Origin of the sequence: Klebsiella sp. 64 (genome assembly GCF_018223915.1) — a bacterium.
Taxonomy (GTDB): Bacteria; Pseudomonadota; Gammaproteobacteria; order Enterobacterales; family Enterobacteriaceae; genus Klebsiella; species Klebsiella pneumoniae.
This window is the reverse complement of the sequence record NZ_JAGRQZ010000032.1, coordinates 15,757-26,339: the sequence shown is the minus strand read 5'-3', so window position 1 is coordinate 26,339 and position 10,583 is coordinate 15,757. Positions and strand designations below refer to the sequence as shown.

Below are 10,583 nucleotides of genomic sequence, written 5' to 3'. Positions count from 1 at the left end.
GGATTTTTCTCTGCAACCGAACCGACTGTTTGTGTGAAGTGATTCACATCTGCCGTGTCAGTGGGTGCGCATTATAGGGATCCCATTTTTTTGCACAAGCCTTTTTTCGATCTTTTTTTCTGAATGGTGATTTTTCACCCTTTTCGCCGTGTAATTGCACGATTTGCTCAATTTTCACCGTTTTCAGGGGTTGCACAGGGAGATAAAAGCCACCAAAGTCTTCTTACGTTCCCGTATTTTGAGGTCTATATGTCTGCTCAGCTGCGCCCCTACAAAGCATTTTTCCCACAAATCGGTCTTCGCGTCATGATTGACGCATCCAGCGTTGTCATCGGCGATGTCAGAATTGCCGATGACGTCAGCGTCTGGCCTCTGGTGGCCATTCGCGGCGACGTCAACTATGTATCGATAGGTCAACGCAGCAATATTCAGGACGGTAGCGTTCTCCATGTGACCCATAAGTCCTCTTATAAGCCGGAGGGAAATCCGCTGATCATTGGTGAGGATGTAACTGTTGGTCATAAAGTGATGCTGCACGGCTGCACTATCGGCAACCGCGTACTGGTTGGTATGGGTTCGATCTTATTAGATGGTGTCGTCGTTGGCGATGACGTCATGATTGGTGCGGGCAGTCTGGTTCCGCAGAACAAACAGCTGGAAAGCGGCTACCTTTACTTTGGCAATCCGGTCAAACAGATCCGCCCCCTGACAGAGGCGGAACGGGAAGGACTCAAGTATTCAGCAAATAACTATGTGAAATGGAAAAATGAGTACCTGGATCAGGATAACCAGATCCAGCCCTGAGCATCTTCCTGACCATCGCGGATCAATGCTTCTGCCTCTTCCTCTAGATCCCAACGATGTTCCTGGAAGGCGGCCAGCCACTGCGCTGGCCCCTCTGCGCCGAAACGCTGCTGCATGATTTGCCCTGAAATTGCGCAGGTTAATTGCATCCCATTCACCAGCGCGGGAAAAACCACGCCCTGCCGTTCGGCATCCCATGATTCCCGGTCAGGAAACTGAATCGCCTGATTCATGCATTCAGTTCCTGCTGCAGCGTTTCAATGACCGGAGCGATAGCCGGCAGAACGCCGTGCCATAGCAGAACAGCATGGGCGGCTTGCGCCACCAGCATTCCCAGCCCATCGGCACAGTGGACTGCGCCATATTGCTGGCACCAGTGAAGAAACGGTGTCGGCCCTTTCTGGTAAAACATGTCATAGCAATATACGTCAGCGTTGACAATAGATGCCGGGATAGCTGGTACATCACCGTCTATTCCACTGGACGTCGCATTGACGATCAGATCGAATGTTTCCCCGGATAAGGTATCCATCTCCCTTGCGCTAACGCTCCCGGTATGGGCGAAGAGAGTGGCTAACTCACGGGCACGAGAATAGGTGCGATTCACGATCGTGACGGCGCATCCCAGCGACAGAAGCGGCAAAAGAACCCCGCGAGATGCCCCACCAGCACCAACAAGCAGGATCCGTTGGCGCGGCTTAATGAATCCCAGGCGTTCAAGATCGCTCAGAAGACCAATACCGTCGGTGTTGTCCCCCAGTAAACGGCCATCTTCCAGGCGTTTCAGGGTGTTTACTGCTCCCGCCAGCGCTGCGCGTTCTGTCAGTTCGTCGGCACGCGCAAAGGCTTCCTCTTTAAAAGGAACGGTGACGTTGGCCCCCTTTCCTCCTTCTGCAAAGAACTGATTCAGAGAAGAGACAAAATCATCCAGCGGCGCCAGTACACGTCCATAAGGATGAGTAATTCCTAACTGGCGGGCAAACAGCTGATGAATAGCAGGCGACTTACTGTGCGCGATCGGATTACCAAAAACGGCATAGGTTTCCATGGTTCACCCCTGGCGGAACAGTTCACCCGTCAGGGCATCACGGATTTCAGATGGGTTTTGCCGGCCGCCCGTGGCGCCATCCACCACCGGGAAGCTGTCGCCAAACTGAGCATGGACCTCTGCGGTAGTACGGCACGGTGGTTGCCCGGTGAGATTGGCGCTGGTCGAAACCAGTGGTTTTCCGTAGGTTTCGCACAATTCGATTACCAGCGGATGGTTAGTCACGCGTACGGCCAGTGAATCAAAACGTCCAGTCAGCCAGCGCGGCGTTTCAGGACGCGCCGGGAATACAAACGTCACCGGTCCCGGCCAGCAAGAGAAGATGGCTTCCCGCTGTGAGTCACTTAACCGTGAATCATCAATATAGGGCTTCAGTTGCTCAAAGCTGGCGGCGATAAGGATCAATCCTTTCTCAACAGGACGCTGCTTCAGCTCCAGCAGGCGCATAACGGCCGTTTCGCTGTCAGGGTCGCAGCCGACGCCAAACACGGCTTCGGTGGGATAGGCGATGACATGTTCATTTTTCAGGACCGCCACGGCATGGGCGACGGCTTCTGAGGGCAGGTTATTGTTCACTGATTTATTCCGCCGGGATCGGCTTTCCACATTGTTTACTGGCACAGAAGCGTCTGAGCCCCTGCGCCGTCTTCTTTTCTATTAACAGCGGGTAATGGCATTCAGGGCATTCGCCCGCCACCGGTTTAAAATTGATAACGAACTGGCAATCAGGATAGCGATCGCAGGAGTGAAAGGTTTTACCGAAACGGGAACGACGCTGGACCAGATGGCCTTGTCCGCACTGCGGGCAAGCGATAGCCGTCTCATCGGGTTTATCAATCAGCTCGGTATGTTCACATTCCGGATAGCGGCTACAGCCAATGAACATCCCAAAACGCCCCTGGCGTAACACCATAACCGCACCGCACGATGGGCACTCTTGCCCCTCCAGCACCTTAACGATATGCCCGTCCGCCTGGCTTTTCAGGGGACGAATATAGTCACAGTCCGGATAATGCGAACAGCCGAGAAACGGGCCATGTTTCCCGGAACGGATCACCAGTTCGGCCCCGCACTGCGGGCAGGGCTCATTTTTACGCACCGAAAACAGTGCTGATTTGGTCATAACAACTCGATGTTGCTGCAAAAAGATTAATGCAGCATACCTTCATTTACTTCGAAGAGTAATTCTTCCATTTGCTGATAGGCGTTTTCACAGCCCGGAATATTGAACAGTACCATCAGGATGACCCATTTCAGGTCTTCCAGCTCAAATTCCGCCGTATCCAGCGCCAGTACGCGCTCTATCACCATTTCTCGCGTTTCGAGGTTCAACACCTGAATCTGCTCGAGGAAGAGTAAAAACCCCCGGCAACTGGCATCCAGACGCTGGCACTCCTCTTCGGTATATACCCGAAGAGAGAGCGGGTCGGAAGCGAGCTGCATGGGTTCAACGAGACCTTCCTGATAATCAGCCAGTTTCTCGAGCCACATTAACGCGTTATAGATGTCTTCCCGCTCAAAACCCGCATCGGTAAGATCCCGCGTCAGTTTGTCCTGATCCACGCGCATTTCTGCTTCGCTATGGATGTAAGTTTCAAACAAATACATGAGTACGTCGAACATGGCTTGCCCTCCTTAATCGGACATAGCCGCCGGGTACAGCTGCGATCCAGCCTGCTAACTCCAGTTCAAGTAGCTGAGCTACGGTTACTGGCACAGATTGGCCGGCACGTTCAGCGACAACGTCAACAGGTGTTACCTCATCTCCTACGTTAGCCAGGAGCTCCGGAAATGGCAATGCTACAGACGGCTGATCGACGCAAATATTTATCGAATCAGACGTATCAGTCAGCCAGGCCAGCTCGTTATGCCAGTATTCCACAATATCCTCTGGCGAGGTCACTGGCACCGCGCCTTGCTTAATTAACCAGTGCGGGCCTTCCGATCCCGGATTGCCTATCGGGCCAGGCAGGGCGAACACATCCCTTCCCTGCTCCAGGGCGCAGCGGACGGTGACCAGCGATCCGCTTCGCAACGCCGCCTCAATCACCAGCACGCCCAGGCTTAAGCCGCTGATAATCCGGTTGCGCCTGGGGAAATGTGCGGGAAGCGGCGGCGTAACAAGTGGAAATTCAGATACCAGCGTACCGCCATTGTCGATGATCTGCCGGGCGAGAGTTGCATGGCGCCGCGGATAAACCTGACTCAGCCCATTGCCCAGTACCGCGATAGTTTTACCCTCCGCCGCCAGCGCGCCGCGGTGCGCGACCCCGTCAATGCCTAACGCCAGCCCACTGGTGATGGTAATCCCTTTATGCGCCAGCGTTTCGCTAAACAGTTTCCCCCAGCAGGCGCCATACCAGGAGTGCGAGCGACTGCCAATAACGGCAAGCTGCGCGCTGTGAAGCAGGGCGAGGCCGCCGCTGACCAGCAACGCGCCGGGGTAATCAGCGATAGCCTTTAACCGCAATGGATAGCGCGGATCGTCACCCCGTAACAAATGATGATCCGGTTGTTCCAGCCAGCGCCGCGTCTCGTCAAGCTCATGCTCGTCAAGCCGGAAAAATAACTTTGCCTGCGCCGCGGTCATCCCGACGGCATGCAGCGCTTCACGATCAACGCTGGCGGCTGCGCATAAGCGCTGAGCGATCTCTACCATCCTGTCGCCATACAAGCTACTGACCTTCATCAGCCGCAGCCAAATCTCGTCGGGCGTCATCCTTACCCCCTGCCATAAGCGGTATTGACAATCTTTGCGATTGGACAGTGAGACTGTCAATTGCAGGGGGTTTTGTCTAGAATAGAGCTAATAATCTTATCAACTCCTGAATACGACTCTGGAACTTTATGGCAGTTTTGCAAGTGTTACATATTCCGGACGAGCGCCTTCGCAAAGTCGCCGAGCCGGTCAAAGAAGTGAATGCGGAAATTCAGCGTATCGTCGATGATATGTTCGACACCATGTACGCCGAGGAAGGCATTGGTCTGGCCGCAACCCAGGTCGATATCCATCAGCGCATTATCGTTATTGATGTGTCGGAAAATCGTGAAGAGCAGCTGGTATTAATTAACCCGGAAATGCTGGAGAAAGATGGCGAAACCGGTATTGAAGAAGGCTGCTTGTCCATTCCTGAACAGCGCGCCCTGGTGCCGCGTGCGGAAAAAGTGAAGATCCGCGCACTGGATCGCGATGGTAAGCCGTTTGAACTGGAGGCCGATGGCCTGCTGGCTATCTGTATCCAGCATGAAATGGATCACCTGGTCGGCAAACTGTTTATTGACTATCTGTCACCACTCAAACAACAGCGCATTCGTCAGAAGGTAGAGAAACTGGATCGTTTACGTTCCCGTGCCTGATAACAAGGAATACCGTGTCACAATCACTACGTATCATTTTCGCCGGCACCCCTGATTTTGCAGCGCGTCATCTTGATGCGCTGCTGTCGTCTGAACATCAGGTTGTTGGCGTATTCACTCAGCCTGATCGCCCTGCTGGTCGCGGCAAAAAATTGATGCCAAGCCCGGTAAAAGTACTGGCAGAAGCCCATAACTTACCTGTGTTCCAGCCATCCTCCCTGCGTCCGCAGGATAACCAGCGGTTAGTCGCCGATCTCGGCGCCGATATTATGGTGGTAGTGGCGTACGGTCTGATTCTGCCTAAAGCGGTGCTGGAGATGCCCCGTCTGGGCTGTATCAACGTTCACGGCTCGCTGCTACCGCGCTGGCGTGGCGCAGCGCCTATTCAGCGTTCACTGTGGGCGGGGGATAGCGAAACTGGCGTAACCATCATGCAGATGGACGTCGGCCTTGATACGGGGGATATGCTGTATAAGCTTTCCTGTCCCATTACCGCAGAGGATACCAGCGGCAGCCTGTACGATAAGCTGGCCGAGCTCGGCCCTCAGGGGCTGCTGGCAACGTTAGCCCAGCTGGCCAACGGCACCGCACGGCCTGAAGTACAAGATGAATCGCTGGTGTGCCATGCCGAAAAACTGAGTAAAGAAGAGGCTCGTATCGATTGGTCGCTTTCCGCTGCGCAGTTGGAACGCTGCATCCGCGCGTTTAATCCGTGGCCAATGAGCTGGCTGGAAATTGACGGACAACCGGTAAAAGTGTGGCGAGCATCGGTCATCGCCGAAGCCGCTCACGCCGAACCGGGTACTATCGTGGCAGCAACCAAACAGGGTATTCAGGTCGCCACGGGGGATGGGATCCTCAGCCTGGAGTCGCTACAGCCTGCGGGTAAAAAAGCGATGAGCGCCCAGGACTTACTCAATTCCCGCCGGGAGTGGTTTATCCCTGGCACCCGTCTCGCCTGACGGTCGTCTCTTCTGAAGCCCGGGTTCGCCGGGCATTTTTATTTTTGCGCTTATGAAAAAGAATATAAATTTACGCAGCCTGGCCGCCCAGGCTATCGAGCAAGTTGTTGAAAAAGGGCAGTCTTTAAGCAACGTACTGCCCCCTCTACAGCAGAAAGTCAGCGATAAAGATAAAGCGCTACTGCAGGAGTTGTGCTTTGGTGTACTACGTACTCTAAGCCAGCTGGAGTGGCTTATCAGCAAGCTAATGGCGCGTCCGATGACCGGCAAACAGCGCACCGTGCACTTTCTGATCATGGTTGGTCTCTATCAGTTACTCTACACCCGCATTCCACCACACGCCGCGCTGGCGGAAACGGTAGAAGGCGCGGTGGCCATTAAACGCCCGCAGCTTAAAGGGCTAATCAACGGCGTGCTACGCCAGTTCCAGCGCCAGCAGGAAGCGTTGTTAGCCGAATTTGCTGAGCATGAAAACCGCTATCTTCATCCCAAATGGCTGCTGAAACGCCTGCAGCAGGCCTGGCCGGAGCAGTGGCAGGAGATCGTCGAGGCGAACAACCAGCGTCCGCCGATGTGGCTGCGCGTTAACCGCAACCATCATTCCCGGGATGAGTGGCTTGCCCTGCTTAACGAGGCCGGTTTAGAGGGCTTTACCCACCCTGATTATCCGGACGCCGTACGCCTGGCCACCCCTGCCCCGGTCCACGCGTTACCAGGCTTTGCCGAAGGCTGGGTGACCGTCCAGGACGCCTCGGCCCAGGGCTGTATACGTTATCTGCAGCCGGAAAACGGCGAACGCATTCTCGATCTCTGCGCCGCACCGGGCGGGAAGACGACGCATATTCTGGAAGTCGCTCCCCAGGCTCAGGTTATGGCAGTGGATATTGATGAACAGCGTCTGTCCCGCGTCTATGACAACCTGAAACGGCTGGGCATGAAAGCCGAAGTCAAGCAGGGCGATGGCCGCTTCCCTGAGCAGTGGTGTGGCAATGAGCAGTTCGATCGTATTCTGCTGGATGCCCCCTGCTCCGCAACCGGCGTTATTCGCCGCCATCCGGATATCAAATGGCTGCGCCGGGATCGGGATATCGCCGAGTTAGCCCAACTGCAGGCCGAGATCCTCAATGCCATCTGGGGGCACCTGAAGCCAGGCGGCACGCTGGTTTACGCAACCTGTTCTATTCTGCCGGAAGAGAACAGTCAGCAAATTGCCGCCTTCCTCGCGCGAACTCCGGATGCAGAACTTCACGCAACCGGCACGCCGGCGAGCCCCGGGCAGCAAAATCTGCCGGGCGTGGAAGAAGGTGATGGCTTCTTTTACGCTAAGCTAATCAAACGTCGGAACTAATGGGTTACTGCAGATGAAGATTATTATTCTGGGCGCCGGCCAGGTCGGCGGCACGCTGGCGGAAAACCTCGTCGGCGAGAACAATGATATTACGCTGGTTGATACCAATGGCGACCGTCTGCGCAGCCTGCAGGATAAGTTCGACCTGCGTGTCGTCCAGGGGCATGGCTCTCACCCTCGCGTACTGCGTGAGGCGGGGGCCGATGATGCCGATATGCTGGTAGCGGTCACTAGTTCGGACGAAACCAACATGGTGGCCTGCCAGGTCGCTTATTCATTGTTCAATACGCCAAACCGCATAGCGCGTATTCGTGCGCCTGATTACGTTCGTGATGCGGAAAAGCTCTTCAACTCTGAAGCGGTACCCATCGATCACTTAATCGCTCCGGAACAACTGGTCATCGACAACATCCACCGTCTGATCGAATATCCCGGCGCGCTGCAGGTCGTGAACTTCGCAGAAGGAAAAGTCAGTCTCGCGGTAGTAAAAGCCTATTATGGTGGCCCGCTGGTGGGGAATGCCTTATCCACTATGCGGGAGCATATGCCGCATATCGATACGCGCGTGGCCGCCATTTTCCGCCACGATCGCCCCATCCGCCCGCAGGGCTCGACGATTGTCGAGGCCGGAGATGAAGTCTTCTTTATTGCCGCCTCGCAGCATATTCGCGCGGTCATGAGCGAACTGCAGCGACTGGAAAAGCCGTATAAGCGTATTATGCTGGTCGGCGGGGGCAATATTGGCGCGGGTCTGGCCCATAAGCTGGAAAAAGATTACAGCGTTAAGCTTATCGAACGTAATCAGCAGCGAGCCGCTGAGCTGGCGGAAAAGCTGCAGCATACTATCGTCTTCTACGGGGATGCATCGGACCAGGAGCTGTTGGCTGAAGAGCATATTGACCAGGTGGACCTGTTTATTGCCGTCACTAACGACGACGAAGCCAATATTATGTCGGCTATGTTGGCCAAGCGAATGGGCGCGAAAAAAGTGATGGTGCTAATCCAGCGCAGAGCCTACGTGGATCTGGTCCAGGGTAGCGTCATCGATATTGCGATTTCGCCTCAGCAGGCCACAATTTCCGCACTCCTCAGTCATGTCCGTAAAGCCGATATTGTCGGCGTCTCCTCCTTGCGCCGCGGCGTTGCAGAAGCGATCGAGGCAGTCGCGCACGGCGATGAGAGCACCTCCCGGGTAGTCGGGCGTTCGATCGATGAGATCAAACTTCCACCGGGCACGATCATCGGCGCCGTCGTGCGGGGCAATGACGTGATGATCGCCAATAATAATCTACGGATCGAGCAGGGCGACCATGTGATCATGTTTTTGACCGATAAGAAGTTTATTTCCGATGTCGAAAGGCTGTTCCAGCCAAGTCCTTTCTTCCTGTAATTCCCAGGGCGCCGAACAGGCGCCTTTTTATTATCCCTTATTATTCAAAGGTTAATATTTTGCAGTAACTATCTGCTGGGAATGGCAAATGAAAATACATTTGTTAAACTTACAACGTCAGCTGGCACAAGGAGAATAAAATGAGTTTTTTAAAAGAGTTTCGCGAATTCGCGATGCGCGGGAACGTTGTCGATTTGGCAGTAGGTGTGATCATCGGTGCAGCATTCGGTAAAATTGTTTCATCACTGGTCGCGGATATTATTATGCCGCCACTCGGCCTGTTGATTGGCGGGATCGATTTTAAACAGTTTGCCGTCACGCTACGTGATGCCCAGGGCGATGTCCCGGCTGTGGTGATGCATTATGGGGTATTCATTCAGAACGTTTTCGATTTCATCATCGTCGCGTTTGCCATCTTCATGGCGATTAAATTGATGAATAAGTTAAATCGTAAGAAAGAAGAGGCTCCGGCGGCACCGCCAGCTCCCTCTAAAGAAGAAGTTCTGCTGAGCGAAATTCGCGATCTGCTGAAAGAACAAAACAACCGTTCTTAATCAGCAGAGAAAGCAGAAGGCCAGTGGTAAAAAAGCGATTCGCTTGCTTGCCACTGGCCTCCCGATCAACCCTTCCTGCATGTTTATCTTTACGTTGATAGCTTCCTTTCCCTTTCTTGTTTTTCTCTACGCGCTGCCTAAATAACGGATCGTGGAGAAGTGCCTCAATGGCGTTATCTTTAATTTGTCCTTTAGTATGCTGATAGCGACTCATAGTTACTCCGGTATATGTATAAACTCGACGCGAGTGTAGATCCGCGCGTTTAAAAAATCAACGTCCGCCATTGCCGTTGCTGGCCCCTTGTTCAAGGGCCTCAAGGATAGAACAGTAAACGCTGCTGTGGGCAGTGCCGCAACAGGCATCGTTGAGCCGCTGCAGAGAGCGGCGCATCGTCTGTAGCTCTTTAATCCGCGCCTCGACTTCACTTAATCGCGCCTGAACGATCCCTTTCGACTCCTGACAGGTATGATGCTCCGGATCGATGCGGATCGACAATAATTCGCGGATCGCTTCCAGGGTGAAACCCAGTTGTCGGGCATAACGAATAAAGCGCAGCCGTTGAAGATCGTTATCCGAGTACAGACGAAATCCTCCCTCGGTGCGTATGTCATGATCCATCATCTGCTGCTTTTCATAGTAGCGGATGGTATCAGGCGTCACGTCAGCCAGTTTTGCCAATTCACCAATACGATACATATTTACTCCTGATTTATTTTTTGCAGCAACGCATCGGCGTACTCACCGCGTAAAAAGTCGGTGTTCAGACCTGCCTGACGTAACTTCAGCTCGAGCAGGGCAAGGCGTTTGCTAAGTTCGGCATGACGCGGATCGTCCTGACGGACGCCGTTCAGTAAGTCTGCCAGAGCCAACGCTTCTTTGCGTTGCTCCAGTTCCGGAGGAAGACATCCTGCATTTTTCAGAAGGCGATAGCCTGCCCGCAACTCCGCCGGCACATGTGAATCGTCATCGAGAGTCAGCGGTTCTCCGCTGCCGGGTAAATTATCGAACTCACCTTTGGTTTGGGCATCGAGGATATGACGTTCCGCCCACTGATCCAGCAACCACATTCTACGGCTCCAGGGGATGAACAAAAAGAGTACAGATAGTGTAGTGAAATGG

The 10,583-nt window shown here is 54.0% G+C and carries 15 protein-coding genes; 6 read left to right on the top strand and 9 right to left on the bottom strand.

All coding sequences use genetic code 11. The annotated features are described in order from the left end of the window. The first annotated feature begins 249 nt into the window (after positions 1-249). Positions 250-804 (top strand): gamma carbonic anhydrase family protein, encoded by a 555-nt coding sequence (locus KHQ23_RS20460; RefSeq protein WP_002919123.1) that lies wholly within the window; start codon positions 250-252, stop codon positions 802-804. Here KHQ23_RS20460 and KHQ23_RS20455 read toward each other — a convergent pair. Genes KHQ23_RS20455 through dprA form a run of 6 tightly spaced genes read right to left on the bottom strand, consistent with a single transcriptional unit; the run spans position 780 to position 4,571 of the window. Then, positions 780-1,037, bottom strand: coding sequence for a DUF1488 domain-containing protein (locus tag KHQ23_RS20455; RefSeq protein WP_020804218.1), 258 nt, complete (start codon positions 1,035-1,037; stop codon positions 780-782). The genes KHQ23_RS20460 and KHQ23_RS20455 overlap by 25 nt on opposite strands. Beyond that, positions 1,034-1,852, bottom strand: coding sequence for a shikimate dehydrogenase (aroE, locus tag KHQ23_RS20450; protein ID WP_002919126.1), 819 nt, complete (start codon positions 1,850-1,852; stop codon positions 1,034-1,036). Before aroE ends, KHQ23_RS20455 begins: the two co-directional genes overlap by 4 nt. 3 nt (positions 1,853-1,855) lie before the next feature. Continuing rightward, entirely contained in the window at positions 1,856-2,428 is a 573-nt protein-coding gene (gene tsaC, locus KHQ23_RS20445) for an L-threonylcarbamoyladenylate synthase type 1 TsaC (RefSeq protein WP_020804221.1), read from the bottom strand. A gap of 4 nt (positions 2,429-2,432) precedes the next feature. Then, on the bottom strand, positions 2,433-2,975 hold the full coding sequence (locus tag KHQ23_RS20440; protein ID WP_004145330.1) for a type I DNA topoisomerase: 543 nt from the start codon (positions 2,973-2,975) through the stop codon (positions 2,433-2,435). Positions 2,976-3,001: 26 nt separating this feature from the next. Continuing rightward, positions 3,002-3,475, bottom strand: coding sequence for a DUF494 family protein Smg (gene smg / locus KHQ23_RS20435; protein WP_002919137.1), 474 nt, complete (start codon positions 3,473-3,475; stop codon positions 3,002-3,004). Beyond that, positions 3,447-4,571 carry a DNA-protecting protein DprA gene (gene dprA / locus KHQ23_RS20430; RefSeq protein WP_016530584.1) on the bottom strand — a complete coding sequence of 375 codons (1,125 nt, stop codon included), beginning with the start codon at positions 4,569-4,571 and terminating at the stop codon, positions 3,447-3,449. The genes smg and dprA overlap by 29 nt, the downstream gene beginning before the upstream one ends. Positions 4,572-4,699: 128 nt before the next feature. On the opposite strand from dprA, the gene def reads away from it, so the two are divergent. From def to mscL, 5 genes are all read left to right on the top strand, one after another. After that, entirely contained in the window at positions 4,700-5,209 is a 510-nt protein-coding gene (gene def, locus KHQ23_RS20425; protein WP_004174081.1) for a peptide deformylase, read from the top strand. Between the two features lie 14 nt (positions 5,210-5,223). Next, positions 5,224-6,171, top strand: coding sequence for a methionyl-tRNA formyltransferase (fmt, locus tag KHQ23_RS20420; protein ID WP_004150007.1), 948 nt, complete (start codon positions 5,224-5,226; stop codon positions 6,169-6,171). 52 nt (positions 6,172-6,223) lie between these two features. Beyond that, the gene (gene rsmB / locus KHQ23_RS20415; protein WP_020804222.1) at positions 6,224-7,519 is read left to right on the top strand and encodes a 16S rRNA (cytosine(967)-C(5))-methyltransferase RsmB; all 1,296 of its coding nucleotides are present in this window, start codon (positions 6,224-6,226) and stop codon (positions 7,517-7,519) included. A 13-nt stretch (positions 7,520-7,532) separates the two neighbouring features. After that, the gene (gene trkA / locus KHQ23_RS20410; RefSeq protein ID WP_002919153.1) at positions 7,533-8,909 is read left to right on the top strand and encodes a Trk system potassium transporter TrkA; all 1,377 of its coding nucleotides are present in this window, start codon (positions 7,533-7,535) and stop codon (positions 8,907-8,909) included. 140 nt (positions 8,910-9,049) lie between these two features. Then, positions 9,050-9,463 carry a large-conductance mechanosensitive channel protein MscL gene (mscL, locus tag KHQ23_RS20405; RefSeq protein WP_004145325.1) on the top strand — a complete coding sequence of 138 codons (414 nt, stop codon included), beginning with the start codon at positions 9,050-9,052 and terminating at the stop codon, positions 9,461-9,463. On the opposite strand, the gene KHQ23_RS20400 is transcribed toward mscL, so the two are convergent. From KHQ23_RS20400 to KHQ23_RS20390, 3 genes are read right to left on the bottom strand one after another with little or no spacing between them, the layout of a single operon-like run. Continuing rightward, on the bottom strand, positions 9,399-9,677 hold the full coding sequence (locus KHQ23_RS20400) for an alternative ribosome-rescue factor A (protein WP_004188380.1): 279 nt from the start codon (positions 9,675-9,677) through the stop codon (positions 9,399-9,401). The two genes, mscL and KHQ23_RS20400, sit on opposite strands and share 65 nt — an antisense overlap. A 57-nt stretch (positions 9,678-9,734) precedes the next feature. Further along, entirely contained in the window at positions 9,735-10,160 is a 426-nt protein-coding gene (zntR, locus tag KHQ23_RS20395) for a Zn(2+)-responsive transcriptional regulator (protein WP_004185894.1), read from the bottom strand. 2 nt (positions 10,161-10,162) lie between these two features. Further along, on the bottom strand, positions 10,163-10,531 hold the full coding sequence (locus tag KHQ23_RS20390) for a DUF1992 domain-containing protein (RefSeq protein ID WP_002919204.1): 369 nt from the start codon (positions 10,529-10,531) through the stop codon (positions 10,163-10,165). Positions 10,532-10,583 lie beyond the last annotated feature (52 nt).